Raw genomic sequence first — 17,157 nt, forward strand, 5'->3', positions numbered from 1 at the left:
GCTCGCCAACCGCTACCGCGCCGGAGTCGTCCTGGCCTCGCTGATCCTCTGGCTCCGCGAACCGGCCAGATGATCATTTGTCAGACAGACTCTAGTCCTCCCCGGTTCGGCCGGCGTCCGGCCGGTCCCGTTCGCGGGCCGGTCCGGGTGTCGGCCGTTTCGTGCTGCCCAGCAACGCGAACGCCGCGTTGAGCAGCAGCAGCGTATGGACGAACCTGCCCGGCACCGTGGGCGGGTAGTGCCACGTCAGCGGCCATGTCCGGCCGCTCAGCGCCGGGATCGGTACGTAACTGACCCGGCCCGCCGCAGCGTTCAGCTCGGTGACCCCGGCCGGCCACGTCCGGCGGGCCGTGGTCCCCGCCGGACGAGGAAGTACACCGCCCGCCGCCCGTTCGCCTCGGCGACGACGGGGCCGGGCTCGCCTCCCGTGATCGCCTCCATCAGCAGGGCCAGCCGACGCCCTTCTTCTCCGTCCACGCGCACGGCGTCGAATTGCACGCCCGCTTTGCGCAGTTGAAATCCGGAGTACGGAATCCACTCAAGGTTCAGTTCACTTTTCGGCGCATTCACAGGACCAGTCTCACCCTTGTTGGTTACCGTTTTACGTGACTGACGAGGGGCGTCGCCTACCCGTTGACCTGCGCGAACTTCCCTGAAACTCAGTCGAGTTCGGCGGGGCTGGGTAGTGACCGGTTGAGACCGGTCGAGTCGAAAAGGGATCGCGATGGCGCGAGCGGAAAACAAGGAAACGGCGAGTCCGACGGCCAAGTTGGTGGCCGATGTGGCCAAAAGGGCACGGCTGCGGAAAAAGATGACCCAGGATCAGCTCGGAAAGCTCATCGGCTTCTCGGCGGCGGCGGTGAGCGCCATGGAGACGTGTGCGCAACCCGCGAGCGACGACATGCTGGTGGGACTGGAGCGGGTACTCGGGGACAGCATGGGCATCTTCGAGCGGGCGCGGCTGTACATGCGGATGGAGGCCTATCCGCCGCAGTTCAAGAACTACGCGCTACTTGAACAAAGCGCGGTCAGGCTTGAGCTGTACGCCGCGTTCGTGGTCCATGGGCTCTTCCAGACGGAGGCGTACGCGCGGGCGCTGATCGGGGGCGGCTACCCAACGCTGTCCGACTCTCGGGTTGAGGAGCTGGTCGAGGCGCGGACAGCCCGCAGGGCACTGTTCGACCGAGAGCCGACGGCACTGATCGAGTTGGTCCTGGAGGAGTCCGTCCTGACTCGGGGCATCGGCAGCGAGGAGATCATGCGGGACCAGATGCGGCACCTCGCGAAGTGCGCGCAACGCCGCAACGTCACGCTTCAGGTACTGCCGCTGGACTGCGGACTGAGCGGGGAGCACGCTGGAGACCGAGGAGACATCAACCTGGTCGAGACCCCGAATCACGAACGCCTGCTCTTTCTGGAAGTTCAGGACGAAAGCCTGCTGATCAGCGATCCCGCTGAGGTGAGCACGCGCGCCCAGCGCTATGCGAAGATCCGGTCACAGGCCATGGGTCCTCGTGAATCGCTGGACCTCATCGAGCGGTTGGCAGGAGTAGAGGAATGAGCAGCACCCTTAGGTGGTTCAAGTCCAGCTACAGCGACAGTGGCGGCGGCAACTGCATCGAGGTCGCCTTCGACTGGCACAAGTCCTCGTACAGCAGCTCCAGCGGCGGCGAGTGCATCGAGGTGGCCACCTGCCCCCACTCTGTCCACATCCGGGACTCCAAGGTGCCCGAAGGCCCCACCTTCGCGGTCGCCCCCGACGCCTGGGCGACGTTCCTCACCTGGGTGGACTGACGTTTCGCCGGGCCGAAGAGGCGTCCTGCCCCGGCCCGGCAAATGTGTAGGACTTGTGGACGCCATGACATACCCTGCGTTCGTGGGCCGCACCCCTCTCATCTCGGGTGCCACGGCCCTCTCTTACCGTGGGGGTAAATCATTTTGCGTACGCGCAGAATCTCGGCCGCGACCTCGCTCGCGGTCCTCTTCAGCTCAGTGGTTCTGGTCGGCGGGGCGGCGAATCCGGCCGCCGCCGACTCCAGCAAGGTCCTTCCCGCCGCGTCGGTCGGCGACATCGTCGCGGACGGTGTGCACAAGCGGGTCTTCATCAGTGACCCGACCGGCGGCAAGGTGCTCGTCACCGACTACAACGGCGCGGTCGTCGGCACCATCGCGTCCCTGCCGGGTGTGACCGGCCTCGAACTCTCCGCCGACTCCGGCACGCTGTACGCCGCCGTGCCGGGCGCCGACGCGATCGTCACCATCGACACGGCCGGGCTCAAGGAGTCCGCCCGGTACGCGACCGGCGAGGGCACCGACCCGAAGCACCCGGCGCTGGCGGGCGGCAAGCTCTGGTTCGGGTACGGGGCGGCGGGCGAGGGCAACATCGGATCGCTCGACCTGTCCGGCGCCGAGCCGGTCGTCACCCTGGACCAGGACCAGGACCGCACCTGGTTCTCCGCCCCGACCCTGGCGTCCACGCCCGGCGCACCGGGCACGCTGGCCGCCGGCATCGAGACGCAGAGCCCCGCGGAACTCGCGGTGTACGACGTCGCCTCGGGGACGGCAACGCGGACCGCGCACGCCTCCGTCGACGGCGGCAACATGCGCGACCTGGCGCTGACCCCGGACGGCAAGCAGATCGTGGTGGCCAGTGCGGCCCCGTACCTGCACCAGGCGTACAACACGGCGGACCTCACGCGGGGGGCCGCGTACCCGTCCACCTCGTACCCCAACGCGATCGACATCGCCCCGAACGGCACGGTCGCCGCGGGATCGTCCGCCTGGTACGACCCGGACGTCTACGTCTACAAGCCCGGCAACACCACCAAGCCCGTCCGGACGTACGAGTTCCCCAACACCGGGAACAGCAGCGGCGCGGACACCCTGATGGACGCGGGGCTGGCCTGGGCGCCGGACACCAGCAGGCTGTTCGCGGTCACCGCCAACAGCCTGGGCGTCCGTTCGCTGCGGGTGCTCACCGACGCCGTGAAGTCCGCGAGCACCGTCACGGTCGACGCCCCGGCGAAGTCCGCGCTCAACAAGAAGCTCACCGTCACCGGCCGGGTGAAGTCCGACGGCGCGTTCCCGGCGGGCTCCAAGGCCACCGTGACGCGCACCGACATCGAGTCGCCCAAGGGCAAGGCGCTGCCCTCGGTGACCCTCAAGTCGGACGGCAGCTTCTCCTTCACCGACACCCCGACCGCCGGTGGCCAGGTCACCTACAAGGTGTCGTACGCGGGCGACGCGACCCACTCCGCGGCTTCCGGCTCCGACAAGGTCGCCGTGCCCCGGACGGTCACCTCGCTGACCGTGAACCACAACAAGGCGCTGTACTCGTACGGCACCGACGTGACGTTCACCGCGCACCTCGGCAAGACGTACAAGAACCGCACCGTCGAGCTGTGGGTGGACCCGTTCGGCTCGGACAAGCCGAACAAGCTGGTGCGGACCGGCAAGGTCGACTCCAAGGGCAACCTGTCGACCAAGGTCGACATGACCCGGGACACCACCGTCACCGCGGTCTTCAAGGGCGACGGCCGGTACACCTCGAAGAAGGTCACGTCGACCGCCTTCGCCAAGGTGAAGGTCTCGACCTCCATCGCGAAGCAGTACAAGACGGCGAAGATCGGCAAGACGTCGTACCGGTACTTCCACAAGAAGACCGACCCGGTCTTCACGACGACGATGACGTACTACAAGAACCGCGCGCACAAGCTGTCCCTGGAGCTGTACTACCAGGGCAAGTGGTACGACGCGGGCTCGCAGTATTTCAAGCTCGGCACCAGCGGGAAGTCCATCGTGACGCTGAAGGGCACCCATGACACGGGCTACCGGATGCGCGTCCGTGCCTCGTACGTCAACGGCACCTCGGGCGACACGGTGAACTCGACCACGCACGGCGCCTGGCAGTACTTCATCTTCACGAAGTAGCCGCCCGGCGCCCCGACCCCGCCCCGCTCTACACCAGCGGCCTCGCCGACATCAGAAGGTGCTGGTGAGCGGGGCGGCCACCGTCCGGCTGCGCGTCCCCGGCAGCCGGACGGCCGGTCACCATCGCCCGCTGCCCCGGGCCCATCAGCTCGAACCGGATCACAGAGGCGTCGAACGAGCCCAGCGCGTCCATCAGATACGCGGGGTTGAAGGCGACCGTCAGATCCTCGGCGCCCTCCAGCACGGCGGGCAGGCGCTGGGAGGCGACGTCGTCCTCGTAGCCCGCCTGGAGCAGCACCGAGCCCTCGGAGAAGGCGAGCTGGAGCGGACTGCCGCCCTCCGCGACGACGGCGACCCGCTTGACGGCCTCGACCAGGGGCGCCCGGTCCGTCTCGGCCGTGACCGCGCCGGTCAGCGTGAACAGCTTGTCGTGGCGCGGCAGCCGGCCGTCGAGCAGCCGCACCGTCGTACGCGTCCCGGCCAGCTCGAAGCCGGCCGAACCGCCGTCCAGGGCCAGGCTGACCGTGCCGCCCCGGCCGAAGGAGCGGGCGATCTCGGTGAGCCTGCGGGCGGAGACCACGACATCGGCCGAGACTCCGTCCCGGCCGGGCTTCCAGGAGAGCGTGCGCACCGCGAACCGGTAGCGGTCCGTGGCGGCGAGCGTCATCGTGTCGCCGTCCAGCGCCAGCCGGATGCCGGTCAGCGTCGGCAGTGTGTCGTCCCGGCCCGCCGCCACCGCCACATGGGCGACGGCCGCCGCGAACTCCTCCGCGTCCACCGCGCCGAGCACCTCCGGCAGCGACGGCAGGGCCGGGTAGTCGTCGAACGGCAGCACCGAGAGGCCGAACCGGGCACCGTCACTCGCCAGCGAGAACCGCGAACCCTCGACGGCGCACTCCACCACCTTCTCGGGCAGCACCTTGCAGACATCGAGCAGCCGGCGGCCCATGACCAGCACCTTCCCGGCCCGTACGGTCTCCGCCGCCACTTCGATGCGGGCGGACGCCTCGTAGTCCAGCCCCGAGATGCTCAGCCGTCCGTCCGCCGCCTCCAGCAGCAGCCCGCCCAGCACGGGGACGGGCGAGCGCGTGGGCAGCACCCGGGCGGCCCAGGCCACGGCATCGGTCAGTGCGCTGCGCTCAATGCGGAATTCCATGGCGGCGGCCTCTCCCCGTCGACTCCGATCGCGGACGCGATCGCGAGCCGACACTAGGGGCCGCCACTGACAACGGAAGAAGAAGAACGGTTGCGGCCGACGCGACAGCGGCCACCCCCGTGAGCCGCTGCTGTCGCCCCCGTACCCCTCCCCCGAGGGTGCCGCAACCGTGTTGGGACTCTAGGTCCTCGGGTACGTACCCGAAAGCTTCGATTCGCACTGTGTGGACCGTCATGGGTATCAGTCCGCACAATCAAACCGGTAGCCTTCGTTCCGGTTTTTGGCTGGAGTGGAGGACTTGTGCGCACGCGGGAACGGGCCGACGACGTACTGAGGATGTACCGGCTGGCCCGGTCCGGCGGATCCCAGAAGCTGCTGCACTGGGTGTCCGGCCGGGCGGCGGGCTGGGCCGGGCTGCTCGACGGGGACGGCACCGTGCTGCACGGCGTGACCCGGAGCGCGGACGGCACCGGCGTGGAGGCGGCCGCGCTGGCACGCGAGTACGCGAAGAAGCTGCCGGGGCTCGACGCCCGCTCCTTCTCCTTCGACCGGGGCACGCACACCGCGCTGCTGTTCCCGCTGGACGGACCGCCGGACGCCGCCGCCCCGATCCTGGCCGTGGTCGCGCCCCGCCCGCTGCCGGACGGGCTCGCCATCCTGCTCGCCGACGTGGCGATGCCGCTCGCCATGTGCTGGACGGCGGAGGCGGTGGAACGCAAGCGGCGCCGCGTCGACCTCGCGGAGTCCCGCAGCCGGGAAGCGGTACTGCATCTGCTCATGACGGGGCAGCTGTCCATCGCCCACCAGGTGGCGGGCGCGCTGAAGCCCAACCTTCCCGACCCCGTCCGGGTGTACGTCGTGGAGTGCCCGGCCGGCCGCCGGGACGAGGTGGCGCGGATCTGTGTGGAGCTGTCCGGCGGCCGGTCCTGGATCGTCCGCTGCCCCGTGTATGCCCGCCATCTGATCCTCGTCGTGCCGTCCGACGCGAGCGCGGCCGAACAGCGGCTCGGCCTCCGGGTCGCGGAGGCGGTCCCCGAGTGCGTCGCGGGCGTGAGCGAGGACGTACCGCTGGCCGACACCGCGACCGGCTACCGCCAGGCGTTCCACGCGCTGGCGGTGGCCCGCGGGCTGCCCGCCCGGCACGCCCGCTTCGGCTCGGCACCGGACCCGGCCGTGGCCGCCGGGGCGGCCGGGGCGCGGTGGGCGGACGGGCTGCTGCACCCGCTGCTCACCTATCTGCCGCGCCGCAGCCAGGACCCGGGCAGCCAGGAGCTCGCGGCGACGCTCACCTCCTGGCTGGCCTTCTCCTCGCACGCGACCCAGCATCTGAAGATCCACCGCAACACCCTGGCCGCCCGGCTCCGGCTGATCGGCGAACTGCTCGGCCTGGACCTGAACCGGGTCGGCGACCAGGCCGCCCTCGACCTGGCCCTGCGCATCCGCGCCACCCCCACCGGGTCCGGCAGGACCGGCCGGGACGAGCGGGCGGCCCGGCCGCCGCTCGGCCTGGACGACATCCTGGGCGTGCCGGCCGTACGGGAATGGGCGGCCCAGCAACTGCGCCCGCTCACCGGACCCGGCACGGCGAAGAACTCCGCCGACCCGCGGGAAACCCTCCGCACCTGGCTGGAGTGCGAGGCCCAGCTCACCGCGTCCGCCGACGCGTTGGGGATCTCGGTGCCGGGCGTCCGCAAGCGCCTCACCCGGCTCGAATCCGTCCTGGGCCGTTCACTGCTCCAGACACCCAGCGCCCGTTACGACCTGTGGCTCGCCTTCCGGGCCCTGGACCTCGCGGAGCCCGACGCCGCCCGCTGAACCCGGAACGGGGGCGTGTCCGGCCGGAGCCGGGCACGCCCCCGCCGGGTGGGGGACAGCGGGAGCCACAGGTCAGCAGCTCAGGTTGGAACCCGGGGTGGTGCCGAGGATCTGCACGAACGCCTGGTAGCGGTCGATACGGCTCTGGACCTGGGAGGGGTTGCCTCCGTTGCACTCCAGGGTGCCGTTGATGGAGCGGATGGTCTCGCCGAACCCGGCGCCGTTCACCATGGCGTTGTGGGCGGTCATCGTGCCGGGGCCGTTCTGGGTGTTCCAGTACCAGAGGCCGGTCTTCCAGGCGACGGAGGCGTTCTGCTCGACGAGGTACGGGTTGCCCAGCAGGTCGATGCCGAGCGCGTCACCGGCGGCCTTGTAGTTGAAGTTCCAGCTGAGCTGGATCGGGCCGCGGCCGTAGTACGCGGCCTGCCCGGCCGGGCAGCCGTAGGGCTGGCTGCTGTCGCAGTAGTGCGGGTAGTTGGACGTGTTCTGCTCGACCACGTACACCAGACCGCCAGTCTCGTGGCTGACGTTGGCGAGGAACGCCGCCGCCTCCTGACGCTTGACGGTGTCGCTGCCGGTGTTCGCGAAGCCCGGGTACGCGCTCAGGGCCGCGGTCAGCCCCTGGTACGTGTAGAACGAATTCCGGTTCGGGAACATCTGGTTGAACTGCGCCTCGCTGACGACGAAGCCGGACGGGGTGCCCGGGTCGGTGCCGCCGTCGCCACAACTGCCCTGGTCCGCCCAGACGTCGGAGCTGCCGGGGGTCTCGTTCTGGGTCCACCACTTGGCGGTCCAGTTGTGCCCGTTGTAGGAGGCGGATCCGCCACCGGTGTAGACGGACGAGGAGTTCCAGGGGGTCGCGCAGGCCGCGGCTGCGGCGGCGCCGGCGGTGGCCGCGGGGAGAAAGACGATCGTCGCGGCGACCGCGGCCAACGCGGTCAGCAGACCCATGAAGCGCCTGATCATGCGATCACTCCTTCGGTGCGGCGCACCGATCCGAGCGGTGCGCCGCCATGGGGGGTTGGCCGCCACTCAAGCGGCACTGGTCTGTACCTGTCAAGGTCTAGACCAGAAGAGAGGTCCGTGCAGGGAAGCATCCGGGGGCGCACGGACGGCGCATCGCGCGCATCGCGTGACGGCGTGCGGCGACGCGTGGCGGCATGCGGCGACATGTGGCGGCGCGTCAACAGGTCAGTCCGGAGCCCGGTGTCGTGCCGAGGACGGACGTGATCCGCTCGTACTTGGCGACCCGGGCCGCGACCGAGGCGGGGTTGCCGCCGTCGCACTCCAGGGCCCCGTTGAGCGAACGGATCGTCTCGCCGAAGCCCGCGCCGCCGACCATCGCCTCGTGAGAGGTCATCGTGCCGGGGCCGTTCTGGGTGTTCCAGTACCAGAGCGCGGTCTGCCAGGCGACGGACGGATCCCGCTCGACGAGCCAGGGGTCGTCGAGCAGATCGAGACCGAGCGCGTCGCCCGCGGCCTTGTAGTTGAAGTTCCAGCTGAACATGATCGGACCCCGGCCGTAGTACGCCTTCTGCCCCGCCGGGCAGCCGTACGGTTGGCCGTAGTCGCACTTGCGCCAGTAGTTGTCCTCGTTGATCTCCTTCACGTACTGGAGCCCGACCGACTCGAAGTCCGCGTGGGTCAGGAACGCCGCCGCCTCCCGGGCGCGCATGGCGGGCGTACCGGTGTTCGCGAAGCGCGGGTAGGCATGCAGGGCGTCGATCAGGCCCTGGTACGTGTAGAAGGGGTTGCGGTCCGGGAAGATCTCGTCGAACTGCGCCTCGCTGACGACGAAGTCCGAGACCCCGCCCGTACAGGCCCCCCGGTCGTCCCAGACGCCCGTGGCGCCCGGATTCTCGTTCCGCGTCCACCACTTGGCCGTCCAGTTGCGGCCGTGGTGCGAGACCGTACCACCGGCCGTGTAGGCGGTCGACGAACTCCACACCGGCGCGCACTGCGCGGCCGGCCGGTCGGTGGTGGCGGTGGCGGCCGGGGCGGAGGCGGCCGTCGCGAGGACGGAACCCAGCACGACCAGAAGGCTCTTGACCCGTGTCGTCTTCAGCGCTGCTCACTCCTTCGACAGGGCACGCCGAACACCTCGGCGGGCCGTCCGGATGTCCCGCCACTCAAGCCCCACTGGTCTGGACCTGTCAAGGTCTGGACCAGCCGGCGAACAACGGGCGAACACCACCCGACAGGACCCTCCCGGCACCGCCGACTCCCTTGCTCCGTACGTACGGTGACCGCAGGATCCCTCAGGGGGGCGAGGACCGTGGAGTGGCTCAGTGCCGAGAACATCGTGGCCGTGGCAACCGCCGTACTGGGCGTCCTGGCCTCCATAGGGGTGCTCTGGTACGAGCGCCGGGTGCCCCGCCGCAAGCGGATCGGCTACCGCGTACAGATGGACACCCCGATCGGCAGCGAGGCGGGCCTGGGGCGGGCCAATGTGCGGCTCGGCCTCTTCGGCGAGACACCGGACATGGACGATGCCACGCTCGTCCTGCTCCGGATCGAGAACGACGGCTCGCAGTCCATCGCCGACAACGACTACACCGGACGCGGACTCCACGGGCTGACCGCCGAGTTCACCGGACGCACGGTCCACGGCGTCGCGGTCACGCACGCGCCCGGCGCCGACCACCTGATGGAGCACTTCACCCCGGACGGCGGGCTGCGCCAGAGCGGATCACGCATCCGGCTGCCGCGCGTACCGCTCAACCGGGGCGAGCACTTCAAACTGCTGGTGCTGCTCACCGGGGCGGCCGTGGACAGCCCCATCCGCATCATCGGCGGCATCCAGGACGGCGAGGTCGGCCCCAACCGGGCAGTCCGCCCCGACGACAAGCCCCCGCTGTTCGGCCCGGCCGCCCGGCTGATCACCGTCGCGCTGACCGTCTGCGTCGTCACGCTGGCCTCGATCATCCTGGTGCGCGACGGCACCCCGCCCCCGATGGGCTGCCGGCGCGGCACGCTGGTCGTGACCGGTTCCACCGCCTTCAGGCCGGCCCTGCTGGATCTGGCGAAGAAGTACGAGCAGGAGTGCGAGGGCTCCGACATCCGCGTGCAGGTGCACGGCAGCAACGCCGGAATACGCGACCTCGCGGACCGGGGCGCCGAGGCCGGGAAGTCCGGCTCGCCCGCCGTGATCGCCTTCTCCGACGGGCCCAGGCCGGACGGCTTCCCGCAGCTGCGCGAGAGCCGGGTCGCCGTCTCGCTCTTCCGCCTCGTCGTCAACGACCGGGTCGGGCTGAAGAACCTGAGCCTCACCGACGTCCGGCGGATCTACCGCGGCGAGATCCGCAACTGGAAGACCCTGGGCGGCCCCGACCTGCCCGTGCTCCTGGTCAGCCGGGACGCCAACTCCGGCACCCGCGAGGTCTTCCAGCGCCGCGTGCTCGGCCACAACGAACCGGCCCAGTCCTCCCGCGACTGCACCACCAAGGACGACGCGAGGGCCCGGGTGGTCCGCTGCGAACTCGACTCCACCGAACAGGTCCTGGCCATGGTCGGCCGGCGTGACGGTGCGATCGGCTACAGCGAACTGCGCCTGGGCACACCGCTGCGCGGAGCCCACCCGCTCGCCATCGACTCGGCCACCCCGTCCGCCGACACGATCGGCTCCGGCAGCTACCCGTACCGCGAGATCGAGTACGCCTACACCTACGGCCGGCCGCCCACCGACTCGCTGACCGCCGGCTTCCTGGGCTACCTCACCCGGGGCAACGGCCAGGACGTGATCCGCGCCCGCGGCCACCTGCCGTGCGCCACGCCGGAGGCGCTGCGGATCTGCGGCGAGGGGTGAACGCGCGAAGGGGCCGGGGCGGCTCCTTCGGGCCGCCCCGGCCCCTTCGGGCTGTCCCGCCTACAGGAAGGAGTTGATCTCGATGGTCTCGGTGCGGCCGGGGCCGACACCGATCGCGGAGATCGGGGCGCCGGACATGTCCTCCAGCGCCTTCACGTACGCCTGTGCGTTCTTCGGCAGGTCACCGAAGGTCTTGGCCTTCGTGATGTCCTCGGACCAGCCCGGCAGCATCTCGTAGACCGGCTTCGCGTGGTGGAAGTCGGTCTGGCTGTACGGGAGTTCCTCGACGCGCTTGCCGTCGATCTCGTACGCCACGCACACCGGGATCTGCTCCCAGCCGGTCAGCACGTCCAGCTTGGTGAGGAAGAAGTCGGTGAGACCGTTGACCCGGGTCGCGTACCGCGCGATGACCGCGTCGAACCAGCCGCAGCGACGGTCACGGCCGGTGGTGACACCGCGCTCGCCACCGATCCGGCGCAGCGCCTCGCCGTCCTCGTCGAGCAGCTCCGTCGGGAACGGACCGGCGCCGACACGGGTGGTGTACGCCTTGAGGATGCCGATGACCCGGCTGATCTTCGTCGGGCCCACGCCGGCACCGGTGCAGGCGCCGCCCGCGGTCGGGTTCGACGAGGTGACGAAGGGGTACGTGCCGTGGTCGACGTCGAGCAGCGTGCCCTGACCGCCCTCGAAGAGGACGACCTTGCCCGCGTCGATGGCGTCGTTCAGGATCAGCGTCGTGTCGGCGACGTAGGGCTTGATCTGCTCCGCGTACTGGAGCATCTCCTCGACGATCTTGCCGGACTCGATGGCGCGGCGGTTGAAGACCTTGGCGAGGAGCTGGTTCTTCTGTTCCAGGGCCGCGTCGACCTTCTGCTCCAGGATCGACTCGTCGTAGAGGTCCTGGACGCGGATGCCCACCCGGTTGATCTTGTCGGCGTACGTCGGGCCGATGCCACGGCCGGTCGTGCCGATCTTGCGCTTCCCGAGGAACCGTTCCGTCACCTTGTCGATCGTGACGTTGTACGGGGTGATCAAATGGGCATTGCCGCTGATCAGCAGCTTGGACGTGTCCACGCCGCGGTCGTTCAGCCCACTCAGCTCGGAGAGCAGGACGGCCGGGTCGACGACGACACCGTTTCCGATGACCGGGGTACACCCCGGCGAAAGGATTCCGGAGGGGAGGAGATGCAGTGCGTACTTCTGGTCACCGACGACCACCGTATGGCCGGCGTTGTTGCCGCCTTGGTAGCGCACCACATAGTCCACGGATCCACCGAGGAGGTCGGTGGCCTTTCCCTTGCCCTCGTCACCCCACTGAGCACCGAGCAGCACAAGTGCGGGCACAGGCGTACACCCCTTCCGGGCGGGGCATGTCCAAGGTCAGGGGGCGTACGTAAACGTCGTACATGCCGTACGACGATGTACGACAAGGCCTGAACCGTCGAACCGGGTGCCCCGGAATAGACGAAGCCCCTGGCGCAATAGCGCAAGGGGCTCTTGCACCAAGATGCTACCCGAGGAAGGACCGAGGTGTCGGCTGCCCAGCCCCCCGGCGACGGTGCGCACCAGCTGCTGGTGGTCATCGACCCGGTCGCCCGCCGGACCGACGGCGAGTCCGTGCGTATCGCGAAGGACGTGCTGAGCGCCGGTTCGCACGCCAAGATCTGCCTGCCCGACGGGCCCGAGGAATTCGCCAGGGCCCTGTCCCGCCGGGGCGGGAGGCGGCCGGTGGTGGTCGGCGACGACCGCGCGCTGCGGCGGGCGGTGGCCCAGCTGTACCGGGAGCGGGAGCCGGACGGGAGCGTGCTCTCGCTGATCCCCGTCGGCACCGCGGCGGCGCTGGAACTGGCCCATTCGCTCGGCGTGCCCATGGGGGCGGTGGCGGCGGCGCGCACCGCGCTGGACGGCGCCGCGCGCAGGCTCGACCTGCTGGTCGACGACAGTGACGGCGTGGTCCTGGGCGCGCTGCACATCCCGGCGCTGAGCACGCTGCCGGGCGCGGCGGGCGCGCACACGGGGGTCACGGCGGTCTGGGACACCTGCCGCAATCTGGTCCGCACCCTGGTGCGCCCCGCCCCGTCGGCACCCGCCGCCCCGCCGCCCACGCACCGGCTGCGGGTCGAGGCCGACGGCGTGCTGCTGAACGACCTGGACCACCCGGTCGAATCGGTGACGGTGACCTCCCGGGGCGGTGACGGGGGCCTCGCGGAAGTGGTGATCCGCCCGCCTTCGGCCGATCCGGTGACGACGGAGGCGAAGGCCGTCACGGTCTCGGGCGCGGACTTCCGCTACCGGGCGGACATACAGGTCGGCGGCCCGGTCCGGACGAGGACGTGGACGGTGCGGGCGGGGGCCTGGGGACTGATGCTGCCTGCGGCGGCGGGGGGATAGCGTCCGGCCCAGGGGCGGGAGCCTGGGCGGGGGCGGGGGCGGAGGCGCGGGCCTGGGGACTGATGCTGCCGGCGACGGCGGGGATAGCGTCCGGCCCAGGGGCGCGGGCCTGGACGCGGGCGCGGGCCCGGGCCCTGGACGCGGGCGCGGGCCTGGGCGCGGGCCCTGGATGTCGACCCGTCCGACCCCGTGGCCCTCGAAGCCGTGGCGGAGCTGCTCCCCGGCCCGATGTGACGGGTCACACGGGGCGGTTCGGGAGGTCGAGCGTCTTGCGGTGCTCGTGCCAGCGGTCCATCATCCCGACCAGCTCCGCCTGCAGGAACTCGAAGAACGCCACCGTCTCGGCGATCCGGGCGCCGGCCGGGGTGTCCTCGCCCAGGATGCGGACGCCCTCCTTGAGGGTGCTCTCCCAGCGGGTCAGCACCCGGTCCCGGCTGGCGAAGGTGGAGAACCAGACCTCGTCGATCAGGCGGTAGCGGTCGCGGCGCGAGCCCGGGTCGCGTTCGCGGCCGACCATGCTGACCTGCGTGAGGTAGCTGACCGCGCCGGACACGGCCGCCGGGCTGATCTGCAGCGCCACGGCGAGCTCGGCGGAGGTCATGGACCCGTCGTCGTCCGCGAGGAGCGCGGCGAAGACACGGGACGCCATCCGCTGCATCCCCGCCTCGGTCATCTCGGACGCGAACCGCTCCACGAACCGTGACACGGCCTCCTCGTCACGCCCGGAGCGCGTGTTCTCTTCGGTCTCGCTGGTCATCGCCCGATCGTCTCCCCTGATTTCCGGCCCCCGGTCTTTCGGCCTCGCCGTGACGCCAACTTTATACGCTTCCTTAACTTCACAAATTTGTGAAAGTAGCGTAGCTTCAAAACATGACGAAGGCGATCACGGTGGCCGGACTGCACAAGTCGTTCGGCCGCACCCACGCGCTGGACGGCCTCGACCTCACCGTCGAGACCGGCGAGGTCCACGGCTTCCTCGGGCCCAACGGCTCCGGGAAGTCCACCACCATCCGGGTGCTGCTCGGGCTGCTGCGGGCCGACTCCGGCGCCGCCCAGCTGCTCGGCCGCGACCCGTGGCACGACGCGGTGGAGCTCCACCGGAAGGTCGCGTACGTCCCGGGTGACGTCACGCTGTGGCGCAACCTCTCCGGCGGCGAGGTGATCGACCTGTACGGGAGCCTGCGCGGCGGCCTCGACCGGACCCGGCGCGCCGATCTCGTCGACCGGTTCGAGCTCGACCCCACCAAGAAGGGGCGTACGTACTCCAAGGGCAACCGCCAGAAGGTCGCCCTGGTCGCCGCTTTCGCCTCCGATGTGGATCTGCTGATCCTGGACGAACCCACCAGCGGACTCGACCCGCTGATGGAGGAGGTCTTCCAGGACTGCGTGGCCGAGGAGCGTGCGCGCGGACGGACGGTCCTGCTCTCCAGCCACATCCTCAGCGAGGTCGAGACGCTCTGCGACCGGGTCAGCATCATCCGCCAGGGGCGCACGGTCGAGACGGGCTCGCTCGCGGACATGCGCCACCTGACGCGCACGAACATCAGCGCCGAGCTGGCCACCGCGCCCGACGGCCTCGCCCGGCTGCCCGGCGTCCACGACCTCGATGTGCAGGGTCTTCGGGTCACGCTCCAGGTCGACACGGACAAGCTGGACGCCGTCCTCAAGTCGCTCACCGCCTCCGGCGTCCGGACGCTGACCAGCACTCCGCCCACCCTGGAGGAGCTTTTCCTGCGCCACTACGCGTCGGACGCCACGGACGCCGCCGACGGCGAGGGTGCGGGGGTGATGGCGCGATGACCGCCGTGACCATGACCACCCCGGCCGGTGCCCGGCGCCGGACCGGGGCCACGGCCGGGCAGCTCGCCGGGACGTGGCGGCTGCTGCGGCTGGCGCTGCGGCGCGACCGGATCATGATGCCGGTCTGGGTGCTCGTGCTCGGCGGCTCCTTCGCCTCCGTCTCCGGCTCCCTCACCTCGATCTACGGCACCGCCGCGCAGCGCGCCGAGCTCGCCGCGTCGATGAACGGCAACAGCTCGCTCCGCGCCATGTACGGACCGGTCTTCGACGACTCGGTCGGCGGGCTCGTGAGCTGGCGGATGGCCGCCTTCGGAGCGGTGCTGGCGGCCGTGATGAGCCTGATCGTCGTCGTCCGGCACACCCGGGAGGAAGAGGAGACCGGCCGTCAGGAGATGCTCTCCTCCGCGATGGTGGGGCGCCGCGCCCCACTGACCGCCGCCCTGCTCGCCGCCGTGACAGCCAACGCGGCACTGGCGCTGGTGATCGCGGCGGGCCTGGCGGGATCAGGTGCGAGCGGTGCCGGGGCGGCGGCGCTCGCCCTGGCGGTCGCCGGGACGGGGGTGCTGTTCGCCTGCACGGCGGCGATCGCCGCGCAGTTCACCGAGAGCGCCCGGCTCGCCAAGGGGCTCACGGCGGCGGTGCTCGGCGCCGCGTTCGTCCTGAAGGCGGCGGGCGATTCCGCGTCGGACGACGGCTCGTCCGTGCTGACCTGGCTCTCCCCCATCGGCTGGGCGGAGAACGTCCGGGCGTACGGGGACGAGCGCTGGTGGGTGCTGCTCGTCTTCGCGGCGGCCGTCGCGGTGCAGGCCGTTCTGGCGTACGGGCTGGCCGGGCGGCGCGATGTCGGGATGAGCTTCCTGGCGACGAGACCGGGGCCCGCGCAGGGGCGGATCTCCACGGCGTTCGGGCTCGCGCTGCGGCTCCAGCGCGGTGCGCTGACCGGGTGGACGCTCTCCTTCGCAGTGGTCGGTGTCGCCTTCGGCGGGCTGACCGGCGGGGCGGCCGATCTCGTCGGCGACAACGAGAAGACCCGGGAGATCTTCGAGCGGATGGGCGGACAGGCCGGGCTGACCGACGCGTTCCTCGCCGCGATGGTCTCCGTGCTCGGGATGGTCGCGGCGCTGTACATCGTCGCGTCGGTGCTGCGGCTGCACGGCGAGGAGACCGCCGGGCGCGCCGAGCCGGTGCTGGCGGGCGGGGTGGGCCGGATCGGCTGGGCGGCCGGTCATCTGGTCATCGCGTTCGGCGGGGCGGCCCTGCTCATGGTGGTCGGCGGCCTCGGCCTGGCCGTGGGCTACGGCCACGAACTCCCGACCGTGCTGGGCGCGTCGCTGGTGCAGCTGCCGGCGATCTGGCTGCTGGGCGGGGTGACGGTCCTGCTGTACGGGGCGTTCCCGAAGGCGGCGGTGGCGTCCTGGGGCGTCGCCGGGATCTGTCTGGCGCTGGGGTGGCTCGGGCCCGCGGTCGACATGCCGCAGGCGGTGATGGACGTATCGCCGTTCACGCACCTGCCGAAGCTGCCGGGCGGCACGGGAATGGAATGGGCCCCGGTGCTCGCGCTCACCGCCGTCGCGGTGGTGCTGGTCGGGGCCGGGGTGGGGGCGCTGCGCAGGCGCGATGTCCTGACGTGACGGTGCATGACGGTGCGTCACGGTGACGCGGGGCGGGCGGGAGTGCCGGGAAAGTGCAACCTCACCGCGGTGTCCCCGCGTCACCTCGATCATGGAGAACCGAAAGGAAGCCGTCCGCGGGGTCATAGGGTGCGCGGTCGTCGCCGCGGGCGGGGCCGCCGGGATGCTCGCCTGGGTGCCGTACGGCCGGCGTGGCATCCTCGGCTTCGAGGGCGAGTCGGAATGGGACGTGTTCTGGTTCGGGCTGCCCGTCATGGTGTTCGGCGGCATCGCGACCGGGCTCGTCCTCATCAACCTCGCGCGACGGAAGTGGCGGCGGACGCTCGGGGCGACGGCGCTGCTCGCCGCTGTCGCCGGTGTCGGAATGGTCTTCGACGTGCTGGAGGACCCGTACACGTACTGCGAGATGGGGTGCTGAACGCGGAGGGCCCCGGGCGTCGGGCCCCGGCCGCACCGCCCGAGCCCGCCGCCTCAACCCCCGGCCGCACCGCCCGAGCCCGCTGCCTCAGCCCCCGGCCCCGCCCCGAGCCCGCTGCCCCGGCCCCGGCCCCGGGGCGGCCGCCGGGGCCGGGCCGGGGGCGGTCACAACGGCACCCTCGGTTCCAGACAGGCCCAGATGGCAAAGCCCG

Annotated in this window: 14 protein-coding genes and 1 pseudogene; 9 read left to right on the forward strand and 6 right to left on the reverse strand. The window is 70.9% G+C overall.

Going from position 1 to position 17,157, the window contains the following annotated elements; genetic code table 11:
• Nucleotides 1-169 precede the first annotated feature (169 nt).
• Nucleotides 170-498, reverse strand: a pseudogene (locus ACFVH0_RS39450) (hypothetical protein); the annotation flags it as partial.
• A gap of 226 nt (nucleotides 499-724) precedes the next feature.
• On the opposite strand from ACFVH0_RS39450, the gene ACFVH0_RS39455 reads away from it, so the two are divergent.
• The 3 genes from ACFVH0_RS39455 (at nucleotide 725) to ACFVH0_RS39465 (ending at nucleotide 3,930) form a co-directional block, all read left to right on the forward strand.
• Nucleotides 725-1,561 (forward strand): Scr1 family TA system antitoxin-like transcriptional regulator, encoded by an 837-nt coding sequence (locus ACFVH0_RS39455; RefSeq protein ID WP_385828256.1) that lies wholly within the window; start codon nucleotides 725-727, stop codon nucleotides 1,559-1,561.
• Complete coding sequence (locus ACFVH0_RS39460; RefSeq protein ID WP_385828257.1) at nucleotides 1,558-1,794, forward strand: DUF397 domain-containing protein; 237 nt, start codon at nucleotides 1,558-1,560, stop codon at nucleotides 1,792-1,794. Before ACFVH0_RS39455 ends, ACFVH0_RS39460 begins: the two co-directional genes overlap by 4 nt.
• 144 nt (nucleotides 1,795-1,938) lie before the next feature.
• Complete coding sequence (locus ACFVH0_RS39465) at nucleotides 1,939-3,930, forward strand: Ig-like domain repeat protein (protein ID WP_385828258.1); 1,992 nt, start codon at nucleotides 1,939-1,941, stop codon at nucleotides 3,928-3,930.
• A 28-nt stretch (nucleotides 3,931-3,958) separates the two neighbouring features.
• Here the strand turns inward: ACFVH0_RS39465 and dnaN are convergent, their stop codons facing one another.
• Entirely contained in the window at nucleotides 3,959-5,086 is a 1,128-nt protein-coding gene (gene dnaN, locus ACFVH0_RS39470; protein WP_385828259.1) for a DNA polymerase III subunit beta, read from the reverse strand.
• Nucleotides 5,087-5,422: 336 nt separating this feature from the next.
• On the opposite strand from dnaN, the gene ACFVH0_RS39475 reads away from it, so the two are divergent.
• On the forward strand, nucleotides 5,423-6,901 hold the full coding sequence (locus ACFVH0_RS39475; RefSeq protein ID WP_385828267.1) for a helix-turn-helix domain-containing protein: 1,479 nt from the start codon (nucleotides 5,423-5,425) through the stop codon (nucleotides 6,899-6,901).
• 72 nt (nucleotides 6,902-6,973) lie between these two features.
• Here ACFVH0_RS39475 and ACFVH0_RS39480 read toward each other — a convergent pair whose 3' ends face one another.
• Both ACFVH0_RS39480 and ACFVH0_RS39485 read right to left on the reverse strand, forming a co-directional pair.
• A complete protein-coding gene (locus ACFVH0_RS39480; protein ID WP_385828260.1) occupies nucleotides 6,974-7,867 on the reverse strand; it encodes a glycoside hydrolase family 19 protein in 894 nt (297 codons plus the stop codon).
• 217 nt (nucleotides 7,868-8,084) lie between these two features.
• Nucleotides 8,085-8,933 carry a glycoside hydrolase family 19 protein gene (locus tag ACFVH0_RS39485; RefSeq protein WP_385828261.1) on the reverse strand — a complete coding sequence of 283 codons (849 nt, stop codon included), beginning with the start codon at nucleotides 8,931-8,933 and terminating at the stop codon, nucleotides 8,085-8,087.
• A gap of 243 nt (nucleotides 8,934-9,176) precedes the next feature.
• Between ACFVH0_RS39485 and ACFVH0_RS39490 the strand changes: the two genes are divergently transcribed.
• Complete coding sequence (locus ACFVH0_RS39490) at nucleotides 9,177-10,706, forward strand: PstS family phosphate ABC transporter substrate-binding protein (RefSeq protein ID WP_385828262.1); 1,530 nt, start codon at nucleotides 9,177-9,179, stop codon at nucleotides 10,704-10,706.
• A gap of 60 nt (nucleotides 10,707-10,766) precedes the next feature.
• Here ACFVH0_RS39490 and ACFVH0_RS39495 read toward each other — a convergent pair whose 3' ends face one another.
• A complete protein-coding gene (locus tag ACFVH0_RS39495) occupies nucleotides 10,767-12,050 on the reverse strand; it encodes an adenylosuccinate synthase (protein WP_326766401.1) in 1,284 nt (427 codons plus the stop codon).
• Nucleotides 12,051-12,236: 186 nt separating this feature from the next.
• Here ACFVH0_RS39495 and ACFVH0_RS39500 point away from each other — a divergent pair, with 186 nt between their 5' ends.
• Entirely contained in the window at nucleotides 12,237-13,097 is an 861-nt protein-coding gene (locus tag ACFVH0_RS39500; protein ID WP_385828263.1) for a diacylglycerol kinase, read from the forward strand.
• A 238-nt stretch (nucleotides 13,098-13,335) separates the two neighbouring features.
• Here ACFVH0_RS39500 and ACFVH0_RS39505 read toward each other — a convergent pair whose 3' ends face one another.
• Nucleotides 13,336-13,854 (reverse strand): GbsR/MarR family transcriptional regulator, encoded by a 519-nt coding sequence (locus ACFVH0_RS39505; protein WP_266770387.1) that lies wholly within the window; start codon nucleotides 13,852-13,854, stop codon nucleotides 13,336-13,338.
• Nucleotides 13,855-13,967: 113 nt separating this feature from the next.
• Here ACFVH0_RS39505 and ACFVH0_RS39510 point away from each other — a divergent pair, with 113 nt between their 5' ends.
• The 3 genes from ACFVH0_RS39510 (at nucleotide 13,968) to ACFVH0_RS39520 (ending at nucleotide 16,946) form a co-directional block, all read left to right on the forward strand.
• Nucleotides 13,968-14,897 (forward strand): ATP-binding cassette domain-containing protein, encoded by a 930-nt coding sequence (locus tag ACFVH0_RS39510; RefSeq protein ID WP_385828264.1) that lies wholly within the window; start codon nucleotides 13,968-13,970, stop codon nucleotides 14,895-14,897.
• A complete protein-coding gene (locus ACFVH0_RS39515) occupies nucleotides 14,894-16,528 on the forward strand; it encodes an ABC transporter permease (protein WP_385828265.1) in 1,635 nt (544 codons plus the stop codon). Before ACFVH0_RS39510 ends, ACFVH0_RS39515 begins: the two co-directional genes overlap by 4 nt.
• Nucleotides 16,529-16,619: 91 nt before the next feature.
• Nucleotides 16,620-16,946 carry a hypothetical protein gene (locus tag ACFVH0_RS39520; protein WP_385828266.1) on the forward strand — a complete coding sequence of 109 codons (327 nt, stop codon included), beginning with the start codon at nucleotides 16,620-16,622 and terminating at the stop codon, nucleotides 16,944-16,946.
• Nucleotides 16,947-17,157: the final 211 nt, after the last annotated feature.

Origin of the sequence: Streptomyces sp. NPDC127117 (assembly GCF_042677325.1) — a bacterium.
Taxonomy (GTDB): domain Bacteria; phylum Actinomycetota; class Actinomycetes; order Streptomycetales; family Streptomycetaceae; genus Streptomyces.